General features: G+C 64.7%; 26 protein-coding genes. 19 read left to right on the top strand and 7 right to left on the bottom strand.

The window, feature by feature from the left end; translation table 11 throughout:
- Positions 1-11: 11 nt before the first annotated feature.
- Complete coding sequence (lysA, locus tag B6V76_RS10405; protein ID WP_088719544.1) at positions 12-1277, top strand: diaminopimelate decarboxylase; 1266 nt, start codon at positions 12-14, stop codon at positions 1275-1277.
- A gap of 39 nt (positions 1278-1316) precedes the next feature.
- Positions 1317-4088: a DUF4175 domain-containing protein gene (locus B6V76_RS10400; protein ID WP_240497839.1), complete on the top strand. Its 2772-nt coding sequence runs from the start codon at positions 1317-1319 to the stop codon at positions 4086-4088.
- A gap of 53 nt (positions 4089-4141) precedes the next feature.
- Here the strand turns inward: B6V76_RS10400 and B6V76_RS10395 are convergent, their stop codons facing one another.
- Positions 4142-5254 carry a zinc-ribbon domain-containing protein gene (locus tag B6V76_RS10395; protein WP_088727375.1) on the bottom strand — a complete coding sequence of 371 codons (1113 nt, stop codon included), beginning with the start codon at positions 5252-5254 and terminating at the stop codon, positions 4142-4144.
- A 138-nt stretch (positions 5255-5392) separates the two neighbouring features.
- Here B6V76_RS10395 and B6V76_RS10390 point away from each other — a divergent pair, with 138 nt between their 5' ends.
- The 3 genes from B6V76_RS10390 to B6V76_RS10380 are packed head-to-tail and all read left to right on the top strand — an operon-like array spanning position 5393 to position 7733.
- Positions 5393-6064 (top strand): ATP-binding cassette domain-containing protein, encoded by a 672-nt coding sequence (locus B6V76_RS10390; RefSeq protein ID WP_088727374.1) that lies wholly within the window; start codon positions 5393-5395, stop codon positions 6062-6064.
- 8 nt (positions 6065-6072) lie between these two features.
- Positions 6073-6957, top strand: a complete 885-nt coding sequence (locus B6V76_RS10385; protein ID WP_088727468.1) for an FtsX-like permease family protein — start codon at positions 6073-6075, stop codon at positions 6955-6957.
- The gene (locus B6V76_RS10380; protein WP_240497838.1) at positions 6957-7733 is read left to right on the top strand and encodes a lysophospholipid acyltransferase family protein; all 777 of its coding nucleotides are present in this window, start codon (positions 6957-6959) and stop codon (positions 7731-7733) included. The genes B6V76_RS10385 and B6V76_RS10380 overlap by 1 nt, the downstream gene beginning before the upstream one ends.
- A gap of 99 nt (positions 7734-7832) precedes the next feature.
- On the opposite strand, the gene B6V76_RS10375 is transcribed toward B6V76_RS10380, so the two are convergent.
- Positions 7833-8165, bottom strand: coding sequence for a helix-turn-helix transcriptional regulator (locus tag B6V76_RS10375; RefSeq protein WP_075773971.1), 333 nt, complete (start codon positions 8163-8165; stop codon positions 7833-7835).
- A gap of 83 nt (positions 8166-8248) precedes the next feature.
- Between B6V76_RS10375 and B6V76_RS10370 the strand changes: the two genes are divergently transcribed.
- Positions 8249-9469, top strand: coding sequence for an MFS transporter (locus B6V76_RS10370; RefSeq protein WP_088727373.1), 1221 nt, complete (start codon positions 8249-8251; stop codon positions 9467-9469).
- 39 nt (positions 9470-9508) lie between these two features.
- Here B6V76_RS10370 and B6V76_RS10365 read toward each other — a convergent pair whose 3' ends face one another.
- Positions 9509-10468, bottom strand: a complete 960-nt coding sequence (locus B6V76_RS10365) for an acetyl-CoA carboxylase carboxyltransferase subunit alpha (protein WP_088719547.1) — start codon at positions 10466-10468, stop codon at positions 9509-9511.
- A 183-nt stretch (positions 10469-10651) separates the two neighbouring features.
- Here B6V76_RS10365 and B6V76_RS10360 point away from each other — a divergent pair, with 183 nt between their 5' ends.
- Positions 10652-11119, top strand: coding sequence for a GyrI-like domain-containing protein (locus B6V76_RS10360; RefSeq protein WP_166504577.1), 468 nt, complete (start codon positions 10652-10654; stop codon positions 11117-11119).
- Between the two features lie 191 nt (positions 11120-11310).
- On the opposite strand, the gene B6V76_RS10355 is transcribed toward B6V76_RS10360, so the two are convergent.
- Entirely contained in the window at positions 11311-12267 is a 957-nt protein-coding gene (locus B6V76_RS10355) for an L-malyl-CoA/beta-methylmalyl-CoA lyase (RefSeq protein WP_088727371.1), read from the bottom strand.
- Between the two features lie 283 nt (positions 12268-12550).
- Between B6V76_RS10355 and dgcN the strand changes: the two genes are divergently transcribed.
- The 3 genes from dgcN (at position 12551) to B6V76_RS10340 (ending at position 15464) form a co-directional block, all read left to right on the top strand.
- Complete coding sequence (dgcN, locus tag B6V76_RS10350) at positions 12551-13552, top strand: N-acetyltransferase DgcN (protein ID WP_088722626.1); 1002 nt, start codon at positions 12551-12553, stop codon at positions 13550-13552.
- Between the two features lie 69 nt (positions 13553-13621).
- Positions 13622-14584, top strand: coding sequence for an N-acetyl-D-Glu racemase DgcA (gene dgcA, locus B6V76_RS10345; RefSeq protein ID WP_088727370.1), 963 nt, complete (start codon positions 13622-13624; stop codon positions 14582-14584).
- A 19-nt stretch (positions 14585-14603) separates the two neighbouring features.
- Positions 14604-15464, top strand: a complete 861-nt coding sequence (locus tag B6V76_RS10340) for a D-amino-acid transaminase (protein WP_088727369.1) — start codon at positions 14604-14606, stop codon at positions 15462-15464.
- A 90-nt stretch (positions 15465-15554) separates the two neighbouring features.
- On the opposite strand, the gene B6V76_RS10335 is transcribed toward B6V76_RS10340, so the two are convergent.
- From B6V76_RS10335 to B6V76_RS10325, 3 genes are all read right to left on the bottom strand, one after another.
- Positions 15555-16046, bottom strand: a complete 492-nt coding sequence (locus tag B6V76_RS10335) for a hypothetical protein (protein ID WP_088727368.1) — start codon at positions 16044-16046, stop codon at positions 15555-15557.
- A 214-nt stretch (positions 16047-16260) separates the two neighbouring features.
- Positions 16261-16572, bottom strand: a complete 312-nt coding sequence (locus B6V76_RS10330; protein ID WP_088727367.1) for a hypothetical protein — start codon at positions 16570-16572, stop codon at positions 16261-16263.
- Positions 16573-16849: 277 nt separating this feature from the next.
- Positions 16850-17596, bottom strand: coding sequence for an N-formylglutamate amidohydrolase (locus B6V76_RS10325; protein ID WP_088722313.1), 747 nt, complete (start codon positions 17594-17596; stop codon positions 16850-16852).
- Positions 17597-17732: 136 nt separating this feature from the next.
- Between B6V76_RS10325 and pyk the strand changes: the two genes are divergently transcribed.
- The 9 genes from pyk to pheT all read left to right on the top strand — a co-directional run bounded on the left by pyk (position 17733) and on the right by pheT (position 25285).
- Entirely contained in the window at positions 17733-19178 is a 1446-nt protein-coding gene (pyk, locus tag B6V76_RS10320; RefSeq protein ID WP_075773982.1) for a pyruvate kinase, read from the top strand.
- A 36-nt stretch (positions 19179-19214) separates the two neighbouring features.
- Positions 19215-19457 carry a hypothetical protein gene (locus B6V76_RS10315; RefSeq protein WP_240497837.1) on the top strand — a complete coding sequence of 81 codons (243 nt, stop codon included), beginning with the start codon at positions 19215-19217 and terminating at the stop codon, positions 19455-19457.
- Between the two features lie 143 nt (positions 19458-19600).
- Positions 19601-19801, top strand: coding sequence for a 50S ribosomal protein L35 (rpmI, locus tag B6V76_RS10310; protein ID WP_075773983.1), 201 nt, complete (start codon positions 19601-19603; stop codon positions 19799-19801).
- 18 nt (positions 19802-19819) lie between these two features.
- Positions 19820-20185, top strand: coding sequence for a 50S ribosomal protein L20 (gene rplT, locus B6V76_RS10305; protein ID WP_075773984.1), 366 nt, complete (start codon positions 19820-19822; stop codon positions 20183-20185).
- Between the two features lie 405 nt (positions 20186-20590).
- A complete protein-coding gene (pheS, locus tag B6V76_RS10300) occupies positions 20591-21664 on the top strand; it encodes a phenylalanine--tRNA ligase subunit alpha (RefSeq protein WP_075773994.1) in 1074 nt (357 codons plus the stop codon).
- A complete protein-coding gene (locus B6V76_RS10295; protein ID WP_088727366.1) occupies positions 21664-22302 on the top strand; it encodes a hypothetical protein in 639 nt (212 codons plus the stop codon). Before pheS ends, B6V76_RS10295 begins: the two co-directional genes overlap by 1 nt.
- Before the next feature lie 20 nt (positions 22303-22322).
- A complete protein-coding gene (locus B6V76_RS10290; RefSeq protein ID WP_346426009.1) occupies positions 22323-22613 on the top strand; it encodes an ASCH domain-containing protein in 291 nt (96 codons plus the stop codon).
- Positions 22573-22866: a YrhK family protein gene (locus B6V76_RS10285; RefSeq protein ID WP_075773997.1), complete on the top strand. Its 294-nt coding sequence runs from the start codon at positions 22573-22575 to the stop codon at positions 22864-22866. Before B6V76_RS10290 ends, B6V76_RS10285 begins: the two co-directional genes overlap by 41 nt.
- A gap of 10 nt (positions 22867-22876) precedes the next feature.
- Positions 22877-25285: a phenylalanine--tRNA ligase subunit beta gene (gene pheT / locus B6V76_RS10280; protein ID WP_088727365.1), complete on the top strand. Its 2409-nt coding sequence runs from the start codon at positions 22877-22879 to the stop codon at positions 25283-25285.
- The last annotated feature ends 136 nt before the right edge of the window (positions 25286-25421 follow it).

Below are 25421 nucleotides of genomic sequence, written 5' to 3'. Positions count from 1 at the left end.
CGAGACCTCTCATGGATCATTTCCTTTATCGCGACGGCGTCCTTCATGCAGAGGATGTGCCGATCCCCGAGATTGCGGCGGCCGTGGGCACGCCGTTCTACGTCTATTCGACCGCCACGCTGGAGAGGCATTTCAAGCTGTTCGAAGAGGCGCTTGGCTGGACCGAACACCTGATCTGCTTCGCGATCAAGTCGAACTCGAACCTCGCCGTACTGAAGGTGCTGGGCGATCTCGGCGCGGGGATGGACGTGGTTTCGGGCGGTGAATATCGCCGTGCGCGGGCGGCTGGCGTGCCGGGCGAGCGGGTGGTGTTCTCGGGCGTGGGCAAGACCCGCGAGGAGATCGCCTACGTTCTCGAAAACGGCATCCGCCAGTTCAATGTCGAATCCGAGCCGGAGCTACTGGCGATTTCCGAGATTGCCGCGTCGATGGGCGTGACCGCGCCGATCGCGCTGCGGGTGAACCCGGATGTCGACGCGAAGACCCATGAGAAGATCGCGACCGGGAAATCCGAGAACAAGTTCGGCATCCCGATCGCCAAGGCGCGCGCGGTCTATGCCGAGGCTGCGAAGCTGCCGGGCATCGATGTCGTCGGCATCGATGTGCATATCGGCTCGCAGCTGACCGATCTGGAGCCGTTCGAGGCGGCTTTTCTGAAGGTCCGCGAACTGACCGAGACGTTGCGCGCGGATGGCCATGATATCCGTCGGCTGGACCTCGGTGGCGGCTTGGGCATTCCCTATGAGCGCTCTAACTCCGCGCCGCCGCTGCCCATCGAATACGGGCAGGTGATCCAGCGCACCGTGGGCGATCTGGGCTGCGAGATCGAAATCGAACCGGGCCGCCTGATCTCGGGCAATGCCGGGCTGCTGGTCTCCTCGGTGATCTGGCTGAAAGAGGGCGAGGGACGCGATTTCCTCATTCTCGACGCAGCGATGAACGACCTCGTGCGGCCCTCGATGTATGGCGCCTATCACGATATTGTCCCGGTGCTCGAACCAGAGCCGGGCACCGACTCCGCGCCTTACGACATCGTCGGCCCGGTATGCGAGACCGGCGACACCTTCGCCAAGGCGCGCAACCTGACACCGCTGGGCCCGGGCGATCTGGTCGCCTTCCGCTCGGCGGGGGCCTACGGCGCGGTCATGTCGTCGGAATACAATTCCCGCCCGCTGATCCCCGAGGTTCTGGTGCGGGGGGGCGAATTCGCTCTCATTCGTGCAAGACCGAGCTTTGAGGAAATGCTCTCCCGCGATACGATCCCGGAGTGGCTCTGATCCGTAGGAAGGGAATCAGGGCCAACGGATAGGGAGAGAATGCCGGTCAGGAACTGGTTCAGCAAAGCTTCGCGCGATACCGCGACGAAGGAGGACGGGCAGGCCGCTCTGGCCCCGCTCGCCCGGCCTATTTTGCTGACCCATGCCGGGATGATCCTCGAGCGAGGGCTGGCCGCCTTCTGGCCGCTTCTCTCCGTTCTCGCGCTGATCGCCACCGCCATCGCCTTCGCGCTGCCCGCCTATCTGGGGCCGGGCGGGCGTTGGTTCTGGCTGGTCGCGCTGATCGCGTCGCTCGTGGCTTTGGGCTGGGGCGCGTGGCGGATGCGTTGGCCGCGCCGGACCGATGCGATCGCGCGTCTCGATGCGACGTTGCCGGGCCGCCCACTTTCCGCGCTGACCGACGAAATGGCGCTGGGGCAGAACGATCCCGCAGCCCGCGCGCTCTGGATGGCGCATCTGCGGCGCATGGCGAAAGCCGCGCAAGCCGCCCGCGCGCCGCGGCCGAAACCCGATCTCGCCCGCCGTGATCCTTATGCGCTGCGTTTGACTGCGCTCACGGCCTTGGTCGTCGCGGTGATCTTCGGGGTGCCGCAGCGTCTGTTGCATCCGACCGAGGGGCTGCCGACGCCTGCAGGCTCTGCCGAGGCCGCGATGGGACCGAGCTGGGAAGGCTGGGCCGCGCCGCCGCGCTATACCGGCAAGCCGGGGCTCTATCTGAACAAGGTCGAGGGCGACGAACTGATCGTGCCCGAGGGCACCCGCTTCTCGATCCGGCTGTACGGCTCTTCCGGCGCGATCGGCTTCTCCGAGAGCGTTTCGAATCCGGCCGCGCTGCCCGAGCAGGGTGCGGCGCAGACCGCCAGCGGCATCGAGACCCACGAATTCGAAGCGGTTCGCGACGGGCTTTTGGAGTTCAGGGGCCCCGCCGCGCGCCGCTTCAATGTGGTGGTGCGCCCCGACGAGGCGCCCTCGGTCGCGCTGGCCGGTACCCCCGACCGCCGCGCCGATGGTAAGCTGAGCCTGCCCTTCACCGCGCAGGACGACTACGCCGTGACCAAGGGCCATGCGGTGATCTCGCTCGATCTGGCGAAGGTCGATCGCCGTTACGGCCTGGAGATCCCGCCCGAGCCGCGCGACGATCTGATCTACGATCTTCCGCTGCCGATTTCCGGCTCGCGCGCCGATTTCACCGAGAGCCTTGTCGAGGATGCCGCGAAGCATCCTTGGGCGAACCTGCCGGTGAAGCTTACGCTCGATGTCGAGGACGGGCGCGGCCAGACCGGCACCTCCGGCACGCAGGAGATCATCCTGCCCGGCAAGCGCTTCTTCGACCCGCTCGCCGCCGCGCTGATTGAGGTGCGCCGCGATCTGCTGTGGTCGCGCGACAACCGCGGCTATGCCGATCAGCTTCTCCGCGCGATCTCGAACCGGCACGAGGGCTTCATCAAGCGCGAGGAGGTGTATCTGATGATCCGCCTCGTGATCGGGCGGCTCGACGATCCCGACCTGTCCCTCGAGGCCCGCGACGAGATCGCCGAGGCGCTGTGGAAGATGGCGGAGCTTGTCGAAGATGGCGGCTTGGCCGATGCGTTGGCCGCGATGCAGAAGGCGCAGGAGAAGCTTTCCGAAGCGATCCGCAACGGGGCCTCCAAGGACGAAATCGCCAAGCTCATGCAGGAGCTGAAACAGGCCACCGACAATTACATCCGCATGCTCGCCGAACGCTCGCAACAGCAGGATCAGGGTCCGCAATTTGGGCAGCAGCCGCAGCAGGGCCAGCACATAACCGGCGACCAGATCCAGCAGATGATGGACCAGATCCAGAAGCTGATGGAGGAAGGCCGGATGGCCGAGGCGCAGGAATTGCTCGATCAGCTCTCGCGGATGATGGAGAACCTCAAGGTCCAGCAGGGCCAGAACGGTCAGGGCGACATGCCCGGCGGTCAGGCGATGCGCGACATGCAGGACACCTTGCGCAAGCAGCAGGAGCTTTCGGACGACGCGTTCCGCAACCTGCAGGACCAGTTCATGACGCCCGAGGAGCGCCAGCAGCAGGCCGAGAACGGTCAGCAGGGCCAGCAAGGTCAGCAAGGGCAACAGGGTCAGCAGCAAGGTCAGCAGGGGCAACAAGGCCAGCAGGGTGAGCAAGGCCAACAAGGTCAGGGCCAGCAGCCCGGCAACCAGCCCGGCCAAGGCCAGGACGGACAAGCGCAGCGCGACGGTCAGGGGCAGGGCGACCAGCCCGGCATGAACGGCGGGCAGGGCGGTGTGGACGGCCAGAGCCTCGCGGATCGCCAACGTGCGCTCCGCCGCGAACTCGACCGCCAGCGCGGGCTGCTGCCGGGCTTTGGCAACGAGGCGGGCCAGCAGGCCGAGAAGCGTTTCGACGACGCCGGGCGCGCGATGGATCAGGCCGAGCAGGCCCTGCGCCAGGGCGACAATTCGGCGGCGATCGACCGTCAGGCCGACGCGATCGAGGCGTTGCGCGAAGGGATGCGCGCGTTGGGCGAGGCGATGCGCAACGAACAGGCGCGCCGCGACGGTCAGCAGCCCGGCCAGCAGGGCAATCAGCAGGCGGGCCAACCTGGACAACTCGGTGGGCGCGAGATGCCACGCGATCCGCTGGGCCGGGCGCAGGGCGAGGGCAACCAGCTCGGCACGGATCGTCAGATGCTCAACGGCGAGGATGTCTATCGCCGGGCGCAGGACCTGCTCGATGAAATCCGGCGCCGCTCGGCCGATCGTCTGCGCCCCGAGGAAGAATTGGATTACCTCAAGCGGCTGCTCGATCAGTTCTCGAATGCGGGCTGATGCCGGGCGCGCATAAGTTCAACTTATGCGCGGCGTCGAAATATTAGGAAAACTTATTCGGTGAAGCCGTCCGAGGCCGTCTCGGGCGAGAGGCGATGGGTGAGGATCTGGAGCTGGTCGTCGAGCCAGATGCGCCCCTCGTCCACCGCGACGACATATTGCGTCAGCGGCGATTTCAGCGCCGGGACCTTCGCTGCGATGTCCGGCGCGAAAGCATAGAGCAGCGCCAAGACCGCAGTCACGGCCATCACGAAGATGAAGCCCCGGCTGAAGCCAGAGCGACGGCGGCGCGCCATCTCCGGCGAGAATTCGGCGACGCTGTCGCCTTCGCGATCGGAGGTCGCGGTGAGGGTCGAATTGATCTCGTCGATATCGGGCAGGCGTTCGCGCCCGCGGATCGTCTGCAGGTCCTCATCGTCCTCGCCGAGCAGGTCGGCCACGCGATCTTCTTCGCGCTCGGCGTCGGGATCGCGGAGGTCGGAAAAATCCTGTGCGCGTTTGCGACGGCGCGCCAGATCGGCGGCGGCGGCCTCTGCGGCGCGTTCAGCATCTTCGCTGGTTTCGCGTTCTTCGAGGTTCAGCTCCTCTTGCGTCTGCAATTCGCTCGAGCCTTCGGCGCGGCGCTGCGCGGCTTCGCGCTCGGCCTCTTCGCGCAGGATCGACAGGAGCCCGTCATCGAGCGGTTTGCGCGGTTTGGCCCCGACGCGCGGCGCGGGGCCTAGGCCCGGCTCGTCCGCGTCATCTTCCTCGACCTCCGGCGCCGCGACCATCGCCGCGACGGCTGCATCGGTATCATCGTCGCTTTGCTGCGTCACCACCGGCTCGGGCTCGGGCAGATGGGTCGCCGTGTCGTGGCTGGGTTGCTGTTCGGGCTCCGGCATCGGCGCGGGCTCGGACGGCTCCTCGGTCGCCTTTGAGGCAACGGGCGCCTCTGTCTCGGCTCGGGAGGTTTCAGGTTCTGAGGCCGTTTCGGTGTCGGGATCCGGATCCCAGCCTGCCGGCGGGACCGCAGGGCCTGTCGGGTCGCTGTCGGCAGAGAGCATATCCTTGCTCGGCTGGAACCAGCCATGCCCGCAATTGGAGCATTGCACATCCCGTCCGCCGTCTGGGATGACGGCGTCATCCACTTCGTATTGCGCACCGCAATTGGGGCAAACCAACCGCATATTGTCCCATCCCTGCCCGTGTTGGCGTTTTGCCGTTCTGGCCAACCACTGTCTTATGTTGTAGCAAGCGCGGGCGGAATGTCCAAATGATTTGGGCCGCTTAATTCGCGAAACGCGCACCAAATAGAGGGGCTGGCAGTGATCGAGCTGCAAAATGTGGCGATGAGCTATAGCGGGGCGGAGCTATTGAGCGATATGTCCCTGACGCTTGCCCCAGGGTCATTTCATTTTCTCACCGGGCCGTCGGGCGCGGGGAAGACCACATTTCTCAAATTGTGCTACGCGGAACTGCTGCCGACGGCGGGTCATTTGTCTCTGTTCGGCAAGGATGTGCGCACGATGAGCCGCGACGAAATCGCGGGGCTGCGCCAGCGCATCGGTGTCGTGCACCAGGATTGCCAGTTCCTCGATCACCTCTCGGTGGAAGAAAACGTGGCGCTGCCGATGACGGCCAATCGCCGCACCCCCGACATGACCCAGCTGCGCGAATTGCTGGCGTGGGTCGGGCTGAAGCGGCAGGCAAATGCGCTCCCGCCGCAGCTGTCGGGCGGGGAGCGCCAACGGGTCGCATTGGCGCGGGCCGTCATCATGTCGCCCGACGTGATCCTTGCGGACGAGCCGACGGGGAACCTCGATTGGGAGATGTCGCTGCGGCTGCTGTCTTTGCTGGTCGAGCTGAACAAGATGGGCAAGACGGTGGTGATCGCGACCCACGATCTGAACCTGATCCGGCAGGCGAAGCCGCAGGTCTCGGCGCGGGTGCTGCGGATCGCGAAGCGCCATCTGCATACGGCGGGGGCCGATCTGTGAAGCTGACCATGCTGACATTCGCATCCGAGACCACGGGGCCGGATCGTGTCGTGCCGCCGACCGGGTTTACCGCGCGGCTGACCCTGTTCACGGCCGCCGCGATGGCGTTTCTGGCGGTTTTTGCGCTCGCTCTGTCGCTGGCGACCGGGCGGCTTGCCGATCGCTGGGCGGATAGCCTCGCGCGGTCCGCCACGATCCGCATCTCCGCCCCGCCCGAGCAGATGGATGCGCAGGTCGCCGCCGTGCAGGAGGTGCTGAAGACGACGCCGGGTGTCGCCTCGTCGCGGGTGTTGGGCGATGACGAGATGAAGGGGCTGCTGAAGCCGTGGTTCGGTCCCGATCTGCCGGTGGATGCGTTGCCGTTGCCGAAGCTGATCGCGGTGACCGAGACCGGCGCGGGCGTCGATGCCGAGGGGCTGCGGCTGCGGCTGCAGGCTGAAGCGCCCGGCGCGATCTTCGACGACCATACCCGCTGGCGGCGCCCGCTGGTGGCCGCCGCGCAGCGGATCCGGACGCTGGGGCTGCTCTCGCTGCTGCTGATCTTCGGCGCGATGGCGGGGATGATCACGCTGGCCGCGCAGGCCGCGCTGGCCGCGAATGGTCAGGTGATCGCGACGCTCCGGCTTGTGGGCGCGCGCGACGCCTTTATCGCGCGGGCCTTCGTGCGCCGGTTCACCACGCGCGGGCTGATCGGTGCGGTGGCGGGCACGGTGTTGGGGATGCTCGCGGTGGCGATGCTCCCCTCGACCGAGGCCGCGGGGGGCTTCCTCACCGGCTTGGGCTTTTCCGGGGCCGCATGGCTCTGGCCATTGATCATTCCGCCGATCGCCGCGATCGTGGCCTTTGCCGCCACGCGTTTCGCCGCGCTGCGTATGCTCAGGAGACTTCGCTGATGTCCGATCCTTCGCACCGACCCGGAAAGGTCACGCCGCTGACTCATTTGATGACCGGAATTTACTACGTCCACATTGCGCTCGCGACGGTGCTGATCGGGGCGTGGGGCCTTGTGTTTCAGGTGCTGCCAAAGGGGCGGGACGGGGTGCATCGCGTGGCCGGGATCTGGACGCAGCATCTGTTGACGATGGCGCGCGTCTATCTGGGTTTGCGCTACGAGTTGCGCGGCACGCCGCCGCAGGGCGACTGCATCATCGCGGCCAAGCATCAGAGCTTTTTCGACATCCTTATCCTCGCCAATCACCTGCCGCGCCGGGCTTTCGTGATGAAGAAGGCGCTGTTGAACGTGCCGGTGATGGGCTGGTTCGCGCACAAGGCGGGCTGCATTCCGATCGATCGCTCCAAGGGGTCGGAGGCGATGAAGGTGATGCTTGGGGCGGTCGAAGAGGCGCGTGCGACGCATGGGCTGGGCCAACTGATCATCTATCCCGAGGGCACGCGCGTGCCGCCGGGCGAGAAACGCCGTTACAAGCAGGGCGTGGGGGTGGTGGCGGAGGCCACGAAGCTGCCGGTCGTGCCCGCCGCGACCAATGCCGGGCTGTTCTGGAACAAGCGAGGCTGGCCGATCCGCTCGGGCGTGGCGGTGACCGAGTTCCTGCCGGTGATCGACGCGGCTGGCTCGGCACCACAGACGTTGGCGGCGGTCGAAGCGGTGGTGGAGCCGCGCTCCGATGCGCTCATGGCGGAGGCCGGGTTCGAGCTGCCGAAGCCCTGAGTGGATGCCGGGGGAGGGAGCCTCCGGCGGGGATATTTTAGCCAAGAGGAAGATGTGCGGCGGCGCCGCGAAGCGCGGGCGCGGAACACGTTGGCGTGATCATCCCTCGCGTAGATCGGCGTCGAGGATCGGGTCGATCAGGCCGGGGAAGCGCGCTTCGAGGTCGTCCCGGCGCAGGGTGAGAAGGCGGCCGCGGCCGTTCGGATTCGGCTCGTTCCGTATTACGCCGGATTCCCGCAAGACCTTGAGAATATGGGATTTCGTAGATTTCGGAACGCCCGCCCCCGCAGAGCTGCAGGCGGCGGCTTCAAGCGGGCCCTCGCGCAGGTTGCGGGCGATTTCGCGCCGCGCCGGATCGCTGAGCGCGAAGAGCACTTGCGACAGCGACAGCGAGTCTGCGGGCGGGTGAGGAAGTTCGGGGGGCGTGCTCATGGTTCGATAATACTTGAACCATCGGCTGTGTCGAGTATGTGGAGGTTCAACAATTTTCGAACCTATCGCATCAGGAGACAGCGATGACCGATGAGACCCGTCCCGGCCCGCGCCCCACCTCTCCAAATCCGCCAACGCGGAGCCGCGCGGGCTTCGTTCTGGCCCTTGCAGGGCTCGTGCTGATGCTGGCCGGGGCCAGTGCGCCGTCGCCCTTCTACCCGGTGCTGCAGGCGCAGATCGGCTTTTCCTCGGCGATGATGACGGGAATCTTCGCGATCTATGCCGGGGCTCTTCTGGTGACCTTGCTGGTCTTCGGGCGGCTCTCCGACCACCTCGGGCGGCGGCCCGTCCTTTCAGTGGGGTTCGTTCTGCTGGCGGTCGGGATGCTCGAATTCCTCCGGGCCGATACGGCCACGACGCTGCTAATGGCGCGTGTGTTGCAAGGATTGGCGAGCGGTCTGCTGATCTCGACGCTGAGCGCGAGTTCGACCGATCACGAGCCGCCGGCGCGGCCCGGACTTGCGGCGGTCTGGAATGCAGTTGCGCCCTTGGCGGGGCTGGCACTCGGCGCGCTCGCGGGTGGGGCATTGCTGGCCTATGTGCCCGCGCCGCGTTTGGTGACCTTCCTTGGGCTTGCTCTGGTCTATGCCGTGCTGGCGCTGCTGGTCTGGCTGCCGCCGGAGACCGCGCCGCGCCATGCGGGGACGCTCGCCTCGCTGCGCCCGCAGGTCTCGGTCCCGCCGCATATTCGCGCAGCGTTCCGGCGGGGCGCGCCTGCCGTCGTGGCGGGGTGGGGGACCGGCTCGCTGTTCCTGTCGCTGGGCGCGCCCATCGTGGCGCAGGTCTTCGAGGTTCACACAGCGCTGGCGCAGGGCGCGATCGTGGCGCTTTTGGCTGCGACCGGAGCGGCCTCGTGCTATGCGACGCGCAATCTGGCGCCACGCCGGATTGCGCTTCTGGGCACGGACGGGTTGGTGCTGGGCACGCTGCTTTCGCTGGCGGCGTTGATGACGGAGAGTTTTCCGCTCTATATCGCGAGCGTCATTCTCGCCGGGATCGGGTTCGGCACCTGCTTCGCAGGGGTGTTACGTTCGCTTGCGCCGCTGGCTGCGCCGGATGAGCGTGGCGGCCTGTTCGCGGCACTGTTCACACTGGCATATTCGGCCTTCGGGGTGCCTGCGGTGCTCGCAGGGCTGGCGGTGCCGGAACTGGGACTGCGGCTGACGACCGAGATTTATGGCGCGGTCATAATCGCGCTCGCGCTCGGGGCGGGGCTGATGCGCAGGCAGGCGGAGCCGGCGTGAGGCCGGCGCTGGTCTTCGCGTTTCGGGAGGAGTTTCGGTTTAGGCCGAAAGCCCCTTCGCGCCCATGTCGAGGAACTTCTTGCGCCGGGCCTTGATGAGATCGGCGGGCTTCTTGCCCTCCAGCTCGGCCAGCATCAGCGAGATTTCAGAGCCGACCGAAGCGATGGTCGCCTTGGGGTCGCGCTGTGCGCCGCCCATCGGCTCCGAGATGATGCGGTCGATCACGCCGAGCTTCTTGAGATCTTGCGCGGTCAGGCGCAGCGCCTCGGCGGCTTCGCGCATCTTCTCGGCATCCTTCCAGAGGATCGAGGCGCAGCCCTCCGGGGAGATCACCGAATAGACGGAATGTTCCAGCATCGCGACACGGTCGCCGGTGGCGAAGGCCACGGCGCCGCCCGAGCCGCCCTCGCCGATGATGACCGAGATCAGCGGAACCCCGATCTGCAGGCATTTCTCGGTCGAGCGGGCGATGGCTTCGGACTGGCCGCGCTCTTCCGCGCCCTTGCCGGGATAGGCGCCGGGCGTGTCGATCAGGGCGACGACGGGCAGTCCGAAGCGGGCGGCCATGTCCATCAGGCGGATCGCCTTGCGGTAGCCCTCGGGGCGAGCCATGCCGAAGTTGCGCTCGATGCGGCTCGCGGTGTCGTTGCCCTTCTCGTGGCCGATCACCATCACCGGCTTGTCGCCCAGACGCGCAAGGCCGCCCATCACCGCATGGTCGTCGGCGAAGTTGCGATCGCCTGCGAGCGGCGTGTATTCGGTGAAGAGCTGGTCGATATAGTCCTTGCAATGCGGCCGGTCGGGATGGCGCGCGACCTGGCATTTCCGCCAGGGCGACAGATCCTTGTAGAGATCGCGCAGCATCGTCTCGGCCTTCTTGTCGAGGGCCGACGCTTCCTTGTCGACATCCATCTCTTCGCTTTGCCGGGCCAGCGCGCGCAGCTCTTCGGCTTTGCCTTCGATTTCTGCCAGCGGCTTTTCGAATTCGAGATAGGTCATGGATCACTCCGCATCCGGAAACTCGGGCCCTTAATGTCTTCAACGCTCGGGAATTGCAACTGGGTGGCGCATGGGCAGCCTATCGCAGATGTGCGGGTGGCGGGAGCCTGCTAGATAGGCGGGGCCGCGCGGAGCGCTAAACTGCTCGGGGCGAGGCTCGGTTAGCTTTCAATGGAGGGTGCGATGGCCTACGAGGTCGAGATACGGAGGCTGCCGCCGGTGCGGTTGGCGGGTTTGGCGCATACCGGGCCCTATCCTGCGGTGGCGCCGGTGTTCCAGAGGCTCGTTTCGCTGATTCCCGAACCGTCTCGGGCGGAGGTCGAGCATCCGGCGATGATCGGGCATGACAATCCGCGCACGGTCCCGGCGGAGGATCTGCGTTCGCATGCCTGTTTCATAGTGGGCGAGGGGTTCGTGATCTTCCCGCCTCTCGAGGAAATCCGCTATCCCGCAGGGAGATATGCGACCCTGACGATCGCCGGACCCTATGACCAGTTGCCCGAGGCGTATCGCTGGCTGGCGCAGGAGTGGTATCCCGCGTCGGGCGAAGCGCCGCGCGGTCTCGATCGCTACGAGGTCTATCTGAACGATCCCTTCGAGCCGAAGCCCGGAAATCTGCTGACGGAGATTCGTTTGCCGCTCAAGGACTGAGCGGTGGCGGTCTGTCACGGGGCAGTCGCACGGGGCTGTTAAGGAAGGTTACGCGGCGAGAGTGCCCGATTCCAGAAAACGGAAACGCCCCGGCACGGGGCCAGGGCGCTCCTTTTCCCTCATGCGGCCGGGCCTCCCCTCCCAACCGCTCCGGGATTCGATAACTATATCGCGATTCGTTCGCGCGCGGCTTAATCTTTAATCATTTCAGCTTGTCTTACAATCACTTCAGCTTGTTTGATCGACGCTATGTCAACGAGACGGCCTTTGTAAACCGTCGCGCCTTCCCCGCGTGCCTTGGCTTCTTCCATCGCTGCGAGGATTTCGCGCGCCTCGGTGACCGCCTCATCTGACGGCGTAAAGACCTCATTTGCAAGGGAAATTTGTTTGGGGTGGATCGCCCATTTGCCGACCATGCCCAGAGTCGCCGAGCGGAGCGCCTGCGCGCGGAACCCGTCATCGTCGGAAAAATCGCCAAACGGGCCATCGACGGGCAGAATCCCGTGCGTGCGGCAGGCGGCGACAATCGCGGCCTGTGCCCAGTGCCACGGGTCGGACCAATGCTTCTCGCCGTTGCGCAGCATGTAGTAGTTTTCCTGCGTCCCGCCGATGCCGGTGGTCTGCATTCCCATCGAGGCGGCGAAGTCGGCCGCGCCAAGGCTCATCGCCTGCAGACGCGAAGAAGATGCAGCGATTTCCTCGACATGCGCGAGACCGGCGGCGCTTTCAATGATGACTTCGAGCGAGATTTTCTTGCTGCGGCCCTTCGCGGTTTCGATCGCCGTGACCAGCGCGTCGACCGCATAGATATCCGCCGCACAGCCGACTTTCGGGATCATGATCTGGTCTATGCGCTCGGAACCTTCTTCGAGCAATTCGACCACGTCGCGATACCAGTAGGGGGTGTCGAGACCGTTGATGCGCACTGAGAGGTACTTGTTGCCCCAGTCGATCTCGTGGCTGGCCTGAATGATGTTGCGCCGCGCCTGCGCCTTGTCATCGGGGGCGACCGAATCCTCGAGGTCGAGATTGATCACATCGGCGGCGGAAGCGGCCATTTTCGGGAAGAGCTTGGTGTTCGAGCCGGGGCCGAAGAGCTGGCAGCGGTTCGGGCGGGCAGGGGGCGTAGGTTGAACGCGGAAGCTCATGAAGCGGCCTTTCGCAATGAAGTTACGTTTTTTGTTGCGGATTGGGTATATTGTTGCGCAGGCGCATGCAAGGCGATTTTGCAGGCGCAGAATCGAGGCCGCACTGCAGCATCAGACGCGCCTCGAAATCCGCGTGATGCACGAAATTGCGTCGCGATGGCGCTTTTATCGAAGGATCTTCCGTTTTTGCGTGAATATTGCACGGAAATCCCCAAGAAATTTTTGCTTCGCGTCCTAATATCATCGACAAACAAAGACAAAACACAGGGAGACCCGCATGTCGCTGATCGACACCCCTTATCTGCTGTTTCTGGGCGATGCCCACGATCCATTGGCCGCGAAGGTGGCGCAGGGGATCAAGGACTGGCGGCCTGAATACGCCATCGGCCAGTACCGGATGGAGGGATGCCAAGCCGACATGGGCATCCCCGATCTGGATATCAAAGAGGCGGTCGCGAAGGGTTGCAAGACGCTGGTGATCGGCGTTGCCAACCGCGGCGGCGTGATTTCGCAGGCCTGGAAGAAAGTGCTCGTCGAGGCGCTGGAGGAAGGGCTCGACCTCGCGTCGGGGCTGCACAACCTGCTGCGCGACGAACCCGATCTGGTCGCCGTGGCCGATGCCTGCGGGCGTCAGTTGCATGACGTGCGTATTCCGGCGGTGAAATATCCGATCGCGAACGGCGAGAAGCGTACCGGCAAACGCTGTCTCGCCGTGGGCACCGATTGCTCGGCGGGCAAGATGTATACCGCGCTTTGCATGGAGCGCGAAATGCGCGAGCGCGGCATGAAGGCCAGCTTCCGCGCGACCGGGCAGACCGGAATCCTGATCACCGGCGACGGGGTGCCCCTCGATGCGGTGATCGCGGATTTCATGGCTGGCTCGGTCGAATACCTGACACCTGACAACGATCCCGACCATTGGGACTTGATCGAAGGGCAGGGGAGCCTGTTCCACGTCTCCTATTCGGGCGTGACGATGGCGCTGATCCATGGCGGTCAGCCCGACGCGCTGATCCTCGCCCACGAGCCGACGCGCACCCATATGCGCGGGCTGCCGGGCTACAAGCTGCCCTCGCTGCAAGAGCTCAGCGACATGGCGCTCGCGCTGGCGAAGGTCGCCAATCCCGCCTGTCAGGTGGTCGGCATCTCGGTCAATACCCAGAAGATGGGGGAAGACGAGGCCAAGGCCTATCTGGCCAAAGTCGAGGAGGAAATGGGCCTGCCCGCGACCGACCCGTTCCGCTTCGGCGCGGGCAAGCTGGTGGACGCGCTCGCCGCGATCTGATTGTCTCGCCTGTGACACCCGTCGGATGCCTCCGGCGGGGATATTTTGACCAAGTCGAAGGGGGCGCGGATGATCCGGGTAAGCCATGATACGTTCAAGCTGGCGCAGGTCTTCACTATCGCGCGCGGCTCGCGCACCGAGGCGCATGTACTGAGCGTGACCATAGAGCGCGACGGCAAGATCGGGCGCGGCGAATGCGTGCCCTATGCGCGCTACGGCGAAAGTCTCGACAGTGTGACGGCGCAGATCGAGAGCCTGCCCGAGGGGATCAGCCGCGCCGAGTTGCAGGATGCGCTGCCCGCCGGTGCCGCGCGCAACGCGGTGGATTGCGCGCTGTGGGACTGGGAAGCCAAGAAGAAGGGCGTGCCGGTCTGGGAGCTTGCGGGGCTGGAAAAGCCAGAACCGCAGGTCACGGCCTACACGCTCTCGCTCGACACGCCCGACAAGATGCGCGCGGCGGCGGCCGAACATGCGCACCGTCCGCTGTTGAAGATCAAGCTCGGCACTCCCGAGGATATGCCGCGTCTGCGCGCGGTACGAGAGGGCGCCCCGGAGGCGAAGATCATCGTCGACGCGAACGAGGGCTGGGAGATGGAAACCTTCCTCGACATTCAGGGCGAGTTGAAAAAGCTGGGTGTCGCCCTTGTGGAGCAACCTCTGCCCGCGGCGGGGGACGAGGCGCTCTCGGAAATCGAGCGGCTGGTGCTGATCTGTGCGGATGAGAGCTGCCACACGCGCGACGGGCTTCTCAACCTCCGCGGTAAGTATGACGTCATCAACATCAAGCTCGACAAGACCGGCGGGCTGACCGAGGCGCTTCGGTTGCGGGCGCTGGCCCGCGCCGAGGGGTTCAAGGTCATGGTGGGCTGCATGGTCGGGTCGAGCCTCGCGATGGCTCCGGCGTTGCTGGTCGCGCAGGGCGCGGATTACGTCGATCTTGACGGCCCGCTGCTTCTGGCCGAAGACCGCGACGTGCCGCTGCGTTACAAGGGCAGCGTGGTCGAGCCGCCGGAGCCGGAACTCTGGGGCTGAGTTTGCAAGGAGCGAGAACATGAGCCGGATCGTCTATCTCAACGGAGAGTATTTGCCCGAGGAAGAGGCCAAGGTTTCGGTCTTCGACCGGGGCTTCGTCATGGGCGATGCGGTCTATGAAGTGACCTCCGTTCTGGATGGCAAGATCCTCGAATTCGAAGGTCACATGAACCGGCTCGCCCGCTCGTTGGCGGAGCTGGAAATGACGTGCGATCTGACCCGCGACGAATGGATCGAGATCCATCGCGAACTGGTCAAGCGTAACGATCTCGAAGAAGGGATGATCTACCTCCAGGTCAGCCGCGGCAATGCGGGCGATCGCGATTTCCACTACCCGCCAGAGGGCACGCCCCCGACCGTGGTGCTGTACACGCAGTCGAAGCCGAACCTGGCCAACGATCCCAAGGCGAAAGAGGGCATCAAGGTGATCTCGCTGCCCGACCTGCGCTGGCATCGCCGCGACATCAAGACGGTGCAGCTTCTTTACCCTTCCATGGCGAAGATGGCGGCCGAGAAGGCGGGCAAGAATGATGCGTGGTTCGTGGAAGATGGCTTCGTCACCGAAGGCTCGTCGAACAACGTCTATATCGTCAAGGACAACAAGATCATCACGCGACACCTAAGCCACGACATCCTGCACGGGATCACCCGCGCCTCGCTGCTGAAATACGCCGCCGAAGCGCAGATGGAGATCGAGGAGCGTCCCTTCACCATCGAGGAAGCGCAAGCGGCGGACGAAGCCTTCTTCACCTCGGCTTCGGCCTTCGTGATGCCGGTGGTCGAGATCGACGGCGAGACGGTGGGCGAGGGCGTGGTCGGTCCGGTCGCGGTGCGACTGCGCGAGATCTATCTCGACGAGAGCCGCAAGGCCGCGATCTGATCCGCGCCGAGGCGCAACATCCTGTAGTTAAAAAGAAAAGACCCCGGCCAGCCCAACCGGGGTCTTTTCCTGTCATGCGGGCGGTGTCTCTCAGGCCGCCGCATGAGCGCGGAATTGGAAGGCGTCGGGCGCGAGTTGCTCTGGCGCGACGCCGGTGATGACGAGCTCGGCCCGGCCGTCGATCACGACCAGCGTGCCTTCGGCGCAGGTGCGGAAGGTGATGTCGTCGTGGCGCGGCGCAGCGCCGGTGAAGTCGAGGGCGATCGCGTCTCCCGGCTCGAACCCGTCGATCCGCGGGAGCGGTTCGGGGCCCGCGGCAGGCGCAGGGTTTTCTTTTGCGTGGGCGCCGGCCTGTTGGTTCGAATGCGCCAGCAAGGTTTCGATGCGCGACATCACGGCAGCGTCGAGGTCTTCCGAGGCGTCCGACGCTTCGGGCGTCTGGTCCGACCGGGCGCCATGCGATGGGTCAGCGGCGATCGCTGCAGCGGCAGAGGCGACGCGAACCTGACGCTGGCGCGGCAGACCCTCGGCCCAGCCGAGAAGGCATAACGCGATGGTGGTGGCGATGAACAAGGCGAGCATGGTTTCTCCTGAACTTGCCCTCATCGTCGCGATATTTGATCGCTTGCGCAAAAGCTTTGTGACGCCGAAACCGCTCCATTGTTCAGATGTCGTTAACCATCGGCCGGCATGGCGCGGATTGGTGCCGTGTCCCGGGACGGTCGGATTTCGGGCGCTTTACCAAAACGGAAAGAGGCCGCGTGGTCGGCGACCTCCGATACGATTCGAGTGGCGGTCAGGCGTAGCTCGGCTGGCCGTAATTGATCCCGTCGGTGGCGTAGATCGCGCCGCCCGCCGCCTTCAGCGCGGCATATTCGACATCCTTGAGCGTCGCGACCGTCTGGCCGTTGATCGAGGCGATGGAATCGGTGCCGCTTTGCGAGACGGTGAAGTCGGAGATCTGCGCGAGGTCGTCGACCTCGATGCCGCGATCCTCGCCGGGTGCGGCCATGATCGGGTCGGTCTGTCCGAAATCGGTCACCGTCACCGGCGCATCGCCCTCGTTCCAGTCGACCCCGAACAAATCCGACCCGGTGCCCCCGATCATCGTGTCGCCGTCATCGCCGTTCAGGTAGTCGTTGTTGGCGCCGCCATCGAGCAGGTCGGGGGCACCGTCCAGATCGCTGGCATAGAGTTCGTCATCGCCATAGCCGCCATAAAGCGCGTTAGCCCCTTCCGCATCGAAGAGGTAGTCAGCGCCGAGGTTGCCGCGCAGCGTGTCGTCGCCCTGGCACTCACGAAGGCATCAATGGAATGTGATCAAAATGTGGCTGCGCATGCGTCTGGCGGAAACGATGTGCGCCCGCAGTCGTCACTGTCGCCGATTACAGTCCGCTCTGCGCCAGGACGCGGGTCAGAATCGGCGCAAGGCGGTCCGCCCACGCCGCCTGCTGCTCCGGCGTCGCGATCAGGTCGTTGCGCAGCTCGATCAAAACGTTCGGGCGGCGATGCGCCAGCGCGTGACGGTCGATCGAGTCACCCTCAAGATGCCCAAGATAGGGCTGGTTGTCGCCCACGCAGAGATCACCCTCGGCCTCGAGGGCCGCGATCATCTCATAGGCGAGGCGCGGATCGGCCGGAGCGTGCAGGATGCCGACATCCCACGGCCGGGGCGGGCGCCCGCGCAGGCGAGGGGTGAAGGAGTGGACGGCACAGATCACCGTATCCTCGCGCCGCGCCGCGAGCCGGGCATATTCCGCATGATAAGGACGGTAGAGCCGGTCCAGTCGCCGCTCGACCTCCGCCGCGTCGGCATGGCGGTTCGCGGGGACGATCGTGCCGTCATAAAGCTTCATCACCAGCGTGGGGTCGTCTTCGCCGCGGTTCGGGTCGATCACCAGCCGCGAGAAGTCGCTGGCAATCATCGGCGAGTCGAGCCGCTCCGCCAGTGCCTCCGACAGCCCCAGCGCGCCGACGTCATAGGCTATGTGTCGCGCCATATCCTCGGCGTCGATGCCCAGGTCGCCACCGCCCACCCATCCGGGCACGGTGTTGCGCGCATGATCGCACGTGACCAGCCAGCGTCCGGTGCGTGCCTCTCCCGTGATCGAATAGGGCTGTTTTTCGTTCATCTTCTCTTCACGCTTGCTCGATATGGCTCAGATAACGGGAAAGATTGCGCCACGCCAGTTGCGGCCCGGGACAAATTGCGCCATACGCTTACTTGGCCCACGAAATGACATCAATTTGAACGGAAAACGAGGACGCATGAGACGCCTTCGCAACGTGAAGATCGTGGCTACGCTGGGCCCTTCTTCGTCGGATTATGACAGCATCAAAGCTCTGTTCGTTGCAGGCGCGGACGTGTTCCGCCTGAACATGAGCCACGGCAGCCACGAGGAACATCGCGCCCGCCACGCCATCATCCGCCAACTCGAAGCAGAGTTCGGTCGCCCGATCGCGATCCTCGCGGACCTGCAGGGCCCGAAACTGCGCGTCGGCACTTTCGCCGCGCATGGCGCCGAGCTAGAGGACGGCGACAAGTTCCGCTTCGATCTCGACGAGACGCCTGGCGCAACGCACCGTGTCTGCCTGCCGCACCCCGAGATTTTCCAGGCGCTCGAGCCGGGCTCGGAACTGCTGGTGAATGACGGCAAGATCCGCCTCGTGGTCGACGAATGCGGCGATGATTTCGCCAATTGCACCGTCACCGTGGGCGGCACGATTTCGGACCGCAAGGGCGTGAACGTCCCCGACGTGGTGCTGCCGCTGGCCGCGCTCTCGGAGAAGGATCGCAAGGATCTGGAATTCGCTTGCGAGATGGGTGTCGACTGGCTCGCGCTGAGCTTCGTGCAGCGTCCCGAGGACGTGCAAGAAGCGCGCGAACTGGCCAAGGGCCGTGCGGCGATCCTGTCGAAGATCGAGAAGCCTTCGGCGGTCCGCTGCTTCGACGATATCCTCAAGGTCTCGGACGGGATCATGGTGGCGCGCGGCGATCTGGGCGTGGAACTTCCGGTGCAGGCCGTTCCGCCGATCCAGAAGCAGCTGATCCGCAAGTGTCGCACCTGGGCGAAGCCGGTGATCGTGGCGACGCAGATGCTGGAATCGATGATCGAGAGCCCGATGCCGACCCGCGCGGAGGTCTCTGACGTCGCGACCGCGATCTACGAGGGCGCGGATGCTGTGATGCTCAGCGCGGAATCCGCTGCAGGCAACTACCCGGTCGAAGCGGTCGAGACGATGAACAACGTCGCGATCTCGGTCGAGAAGGACCCGACCTATCGCGAGGTGATCGAAGCGTCGCGCCATGCGGCCCGCCAGACCGTCGCGGACGGGATCGTGGCTGCCGCCCGCGAGATCGCGGAAACCACGGATATCGCCGCGATCTGCGCCTACACGCAATCGGGCCAGACCGTCGGGCTGATCGCGCGGGAGCGTCCGCGTGTGCCGATCATCGCGCTTTCGCCGATCGAGGCGACGCTGCGCCGGGTCTCGCTGACTTGGGGCGTGCATGCCGTGCCGTGTGGCGAGCTGGAGCGGTTCAAGCAGGCCGTGGTCAACGCGGCCCGTGCCGCGCGCGATTTCGGCTTCGCCGACGAGACGCAGCAGATCGTGGTCACCGCCGGTGTGCCCTTCAACGTGCAGGGCACCACGAACATCCTGCGTGTCGCGCCCTGTGATGAGCGATTGATTTACCGCACCGACCCTGAGTAACCTTTCCCGAAAGGGGTGGTGACAAGGGCACAGGCGATGGATCTTTCTTCGATCGATACCGATCTCCTGCTGACGATCGGGCTGGCGATCGCGATCTTCGCGATCCCGGCCGCGATCTCCGCCTTCTCCGATGGCCGCCCCCCGCGGGCGGCCATCGTCGGAATCGTGGTAGCGGGCGCGCTGATCGTGATCGCCTTCTACGCCCGTCCGGGTGGCTACACGCTCAGGATGGTGCCCGAAGCGGTGGCGCGTACATTGGCCCGCGTGGTCAATCGCTAATACGGTCCCCGGTGCCTTCGACCGATCCGGATTTTTCCCTTGCCAAACCGCCCTGCGGCGTCTAACAGGCCCTCTCTGAACCCGCGCGGCCGGCCTATGTGGCATGCCGAGTCGCGCTTCCACACCCTGCAAAGGAGCTGTAAATGCCCAAGATGAAGACGAAATCCGCTGCCAAGAAGCGGTTCAAGTTCACCGCGACCGGCAAGGTCAAGGTCGGTCCGGCCGGCAAGCGTCACGGCATGATCAAACGCTCGACGAAATTCATCCGCGAAACCTCGGGCACCATGGTGCTCAGCGAGCCGGATACGAAGATCGTCAAGAAATACATGCCCTACAACCGCTGAATTCGGGAGACTTGAACAATGGCACGCGTCAAATCCGGTAAGGTCACCCACGCCGCGCACAAGAAAGTGCTCAAGAAGGCGAAAGGTTACTATTCCTCGCGCTCGCGCAACTTCCGCACTGCGACCCAGGCGGTCGACAAGGCGAACCAATACGCGACCCGCGACCGTAAAGCCCGTAAGCGCAATTTCCGCGCGCTCTGGATCCAGCGTATCAACGCCGCCGTGCGCGCCGTCGATGCCGATCTGAGCTACTCGAAGTTCATCTTCGGCCTGAGCAAGGCCGGGATCGAAGTGGACCGCAAGGTTCTCGCTGATCTCGCCGTGCACGAGCCGGAAGCTTTCGGCGCGATCGTCGAGCAGGCCAAAGCCGCCGCCGCCGCGTAATCGGCTGACGATAGAATTCGGGAAGGGCCGCTCCGTTTGGGGCGGCCTTTTTCGTTTCGAGTGGATGACCGGTCGGGGAGGGGCTCTGCCCCCCGCTCCTTCGGAGCCCCCCCGGGATATTTGGATCAAGAGGAAGAAAAACGCCCGGCTCGGACCCATCATCGGGCGGCAGGCCGGGCGCTTCCCCTTGAGCGGTCATCGGCGTCCCCGCCTGTACCGCATCTCCGAGTGAACGCGATTCCAGTTAATGAACCGCTAACCTTCCTCTTGATGGAAATATCCCGGGGGTGAATGGCGAAGCCAGAGGGGGCAGCGCCCCCATCCGCCCTTTGCCTGCAAGCGCGAGGTTGCAAAGGCGCGCCGGCGCGGCTAACCCGTCACCGAGGCAAATTCCCGGGGAATGATATGCAAGAGCTTCGCGATAAATACCTGAACGCCGTGGCCGATGTGACCGACGAGGCCGCGCTGGAAGAGATTCGTCTGGCCGCCTTGGGCAAGAAGGGCGAGATCAGCCTGAAGATGCGTGAGCTGGGCAAGATGACCCCGGAGGAGCGCCAGACCACGGGCAAGGCGCTCAACGTGTTGAAGGACGAGATCGACGCGGCGCTGCGCGCGAAGAAGGCGGCGCTGGCGGATGCGGCGCTCGATGCGCGGCTGCGCGAGGAATGGCTCGATGTGACGCTGCCGGGCCGTCCGCGGCGGCAGGGCACGATTCACCCGGTCTCTCAGGTGATGGACGAGGTTACCGCGATCTTCGCCGATATGGGCTTTGCGGTCGCCGAAGGTCCGCAGATCGAAGACGACTGGCACAATTTCGACGCGCTCAACATCGCGCCCGAACACCCCGCGCGGCAGGAGCATGACACGTTCTTCATGCATCGCGACGAGGGTGACGACCGCCCGCCGCATGTGCTGCGCACCCATACCTCGCCGGTGCAGATTCGCGCGATGCTGGAGCAGGGCGCGCCGATCCGCGTGATCGCGCCGGGTCGCGTCTACCGCATGGACATGGACCAGACCCACACGCCGATGTTCCATCAGGTCGAAGGTCTGGCGATCGGCAAGGACATCTCGATGGCGAACCTGAAATGGGTGCTGGAAGAGTTCTGCAAGGCCTTCTTCGAGGTGGACGGCGTCGAGCTGCGCTTCCGCGCCTCGCATTTCCCCTTCACGGAGCCCTCGGCCGAGGTCGATATCCGCTGCTCGTGGGAGGGCGGTTCGCTCAAGATTGGTGAGGGCGACGACTGGATGGAGATCCTGGGCTCGGGGATGGTGCATCCGAAAGTGCTCGAATCCGCCGGGATCGACCCGAACGAATGGCAGGGCTTCGCCTTCGGCATCGGGATCGACCGCCTCGCGATGCTGAAATACGGCATCCCGGACCTGCGGGCGTTCTTCGAGAGCGACCTGCGCTGGCTGAAGCATTACGGGTTCAGCGCGCTGGATCTGCCGACGGTGGCTGGTGGGTTGAGCCGCTAATGGAGACGATCACGGCATGCCAGAACGTCTGCGTCGACTTCTGGTGGGTCGGCCCCGTCACAGAGTGGCTTAGGAACATTGCCCTGATTGCAGGCGTCGTGATTGGTTGGAGGCAACTCGAAGCTTGGCGGCGCGAAAAGGTTGCAGTGAAGCGGGCGGAGCTAGGTGAGGAACTGGTTGCGGTAGCTTCCGAGTTAACTGACAAGATTGCCTCCATTCGGTCTCCCATAGGGTATGGGCCGCCAGACGGAGAGGAAGACGACGGGACATTTGATTTTCGTCGGCGGCTCCGGGAGATCGGTGCGCTCGACACTGACTTCGAGAAGTTGAGACATCTCCAGGTTCGTTCGAAGGCATTCTTTGGTGACGCAAACCTATCAGACGCCATTGACAGCTTCTTCGAAGTCCGTGCGCGTCTAGTGGTGACGCTAGGAGGAAGAATACGAATGATCCGTGGTCAGGCGACAGAATATGGCCGGGCACTGACCGATCGCCAGTCAGATCGAATGGAGCAGTACGAAAATATTATTTGGAAAGGTCAGGTTGACGAGGATCCGATAGACTGCGTTATGAATCCCGCGCTTTCCCAGATTGAAAACACAATGATCCCTCACATACGTCTCGAGGCAACCAGGTGATATTCACCTTCTCTTGACACGTGAGTCGCCGCGATATCGCGCTCGACTGGGACGGCAAACCGGCGGTGATGATCGAAACCGTCGAGGTCACGATCCGGCGGTTTTGCGATGTCGATGAAGACTTCGCGCTGGCCGAGGGGGAGAACGAGACGCTGATCGGCTGGCGGCGCGATCATCAGGCCTATTTCGAGCGTAACGGAGGTTTTAACCCCGAGATGGAACTGGTCTGCGAGCGGTTTCGCTTGATAGAGGACTATCAAGGAGCCTCCAATGTCACAGAACAAACGCCTCTTCGACACCCCGAAGCATGAACAGACCCCCGAGCAGCGCCGTTTCGTCGCCATCACCGAGATCGCCTATACGGTCGTGGATTTCGGCGCGGCCTTCTGTTTCGTCGTGGGGTCGATCTTCTTCTTCTACGACAGCCTGATGGTCCCGGGGACGTGGTTGTTCCTGATCGGGTCCATCCTTTTCGCGGCAAAACCCTCGATCCGGCTCTGGCGGGAGTTGAAACTCCTCGAGATGGGGGATTACAAGGACCTCGCTCTGCGCAGAAAATCCTGAGGGAAGTCCGATGAAATTCACCCTGTCCTGGCTCAAGGATCATCTCGAGACCGAGGCCACCGTCGATCAGATCGCCGAGGCGCTCACCGATCTGGGTCTCGAAGTCGAGGAGGTCGTCGATCCGGCGGCGAAGCTCGAGACCTTCACGCTGGCCAAGGTGCAATCCGCCGAGCAGCACCCCGACGCCGATCGTCTCCGGGTCTGCATGGTCGAGACCAACGAGGGGGTGAAGCAGATCGTCTGTGGTGCGCCGAATGCGCGGGCCGGGATCACGGTCGTGCTGGCCAAGCCCGGTGATTACGTGCCCGGCATCGATGTGACGCTGTCGGTGGGCAATATCCGCGGTGTGGAAAGCCACGGCATGATGGCCTCCGAACGCGAGCTGGAGCTGTCGGACGAGCATAGCGGCATCATCGAACTGCCGTCGGGCGAGGTGGGCCAGAAGTTCACCGACTGGCTGGCTCAGAACCGTCCCGAGGCGGTCGATCCGGTGATCGAGATCGCGATCACGCCCAACCGCCCCGATGCGCTTGGCGTGCGCGGTATTGCGCGCGATCTGGCGGCGCGGGGGCTGGGCAAGCTCAAGCCGCTCGACGTGCCGAAGGTCGAGGCTGCGTTCGATGCGCCGATCTCGGTGACGATCGACCCGGCGCTGAAGGACAAGGGCTGCCCACTGTTTGCTGGTCGCGTGATCCGCGGTGTGAAGAACGGGCCGTCGCCCGACTGGCTGCAAAAGCGGCTGCGCGCGATCGGTTTGCGTCCGATCTCGACGCTAGTCGATATCACCAACTACTTCACCTATGACCTGAACCGGCCGCTCCACGTCTTTGACATGAAGAAGGTGACGGGCAACCTGGTGATCAAGCAGGCCTCCGGCGGCGAGGAATTCCTCGCGCTCGACGAGAAAACCTACACCGTGCGGGCAGGCGACATGGTGATCTGCGACGACAAGGGGGTCGAGAGCCTTGCCGGGATCATGGGGGGCGAGGAATCCGGCGCGGATGAGGACACGGTCGACGTGTTCCTCGAGAGCGCTTACTGGGACCCGATCACCATCGCGGCCACGGGCCGTGCGCTGAAGATCAACTCGGATGCGCGGTATCGGTTCGAGCGCGGCGTCGATCCGGCCTTCACGCTGCCGGGGCTGGATCTGGCAGCGAAGATGGTCGTCGATCTGTGCGGTGGCGAAGTGTCGGAGCTGGTGATGGACGGCGCGGTGCCGGATGTCAGCCGCGCTTACAAGCTGGACCCGGCGCGGGTGATCTCGCTCGTCGGCATGGATATTCCCGAGGCGACGCAGCGCGAGACGCTGGAAGCTCTAGGCTTCACGCTGCAGGGCGACATGGCGACGCCGCCGACTTGGCGTCCGGACGTGCTGGGCTCGGCCGATCTGGTCGAGGAAGTGGCGCGGATCGCTTCGCTGACCAAGCTCGAAGGCAAGCCGATGGGCCGCGAGACGACCGGCGTGCCCGGCGCGATCCTCACCCCGATGCAGCAGCGCGAGCGGATGGCGCGACGCACCACGGCGGCTTTGGGTTACAATGAGTGCGTGACCTACAGCTTCATCGACGAGGCCTCCGCCAAGCTGTTCGGCGGTGGCGCGGATGCGACCAAGCTGGAGAACCCGATCAGCTCGGAGATGACGCATATGCGTCCCGACCTGCTGCCAGGTTTGCTGCAGGCGGCTGCCCGCAATCAGGCGCGCGGCATCGCCGATCTGGCCTTGTTCGAGGTCGGCCCTGCGTTCAACGGCGGCGAGCCGGGGGAGCAGGTTCTGCAGGCGACGGGGCTTCTGGTTGGTCACTCCGCGCCGCGCGATCCCTTCGGCTCGCGCCGTCCGGTGGACCTCTATGATGCGAAGGCCGATGCCGAGGCCGTGCTGGCTGCGGTCGGCGCACCGGCGCGCGCGCAGATCAACCGCAAGCTCGATGCGTGGTGGCATCCGGGCCGCGCGGGCAATGTGGCGCTCGGTCCGAACCTGCTGGCGACCTTTGGCGAGGTGCATCCCAAGGTGCTGCGCGAGCTGGGCGTGAAAGGCCCGGCGGTGGCGTTCACCATCCGTCTGGCGAACATCCCCTTCCCGAAGAAAAAAGGCGCGACGCGACCCGCGCTGCAGATTTCCGATCTGCAGGCAGTCGAGCGCGATTTCGCCTTCGTCGTGGATGCGGATGTCGAGGCGCTGACGGCGGTGAACGCGGCGATGGGCGCCGACAAGAAGCTGATCGAGAGCGTGAATGTCTTCGACCAGTTCGCCGGCGCCAAGGCCGAGGAACAGATGGGCGCGGGCAAGAAGTCGATCGCGCTGACGGTGCGGATGCAGCCCGCCGACAAGACGCTGACCGATGCCGAGATCGAAGCGGTGAGCAAGAAGATCGTCGAGAAGGTGAGCAAAGCCACCGGCGGCACGCTGCGTAGCTAAGGTTGCCGGCGAGAGAGTTTGGAGCGCCCGGTCGGAGAGACCGGGCGTTTTCTTTTGTGTGCAGCGGAGGGCGGGGCCAGACCGCCGGGTGGGCGTCGCCCTCTGAGGTTGGCGCTTTATCCCCGCCACGTCCGGG

The organism is Thioclava sp. IC9, from assembly GCF_002213225.1.
GTDB lineage: Bacteria > Pseudomonadota > Alphaproteobacteria > Rhodobacterales > Rhodobacteraceae > Thioclava > Thioclava nitratireducens.
This window is presented reverse-complemented; position numbering and strand designations above follow the sequence as displayed.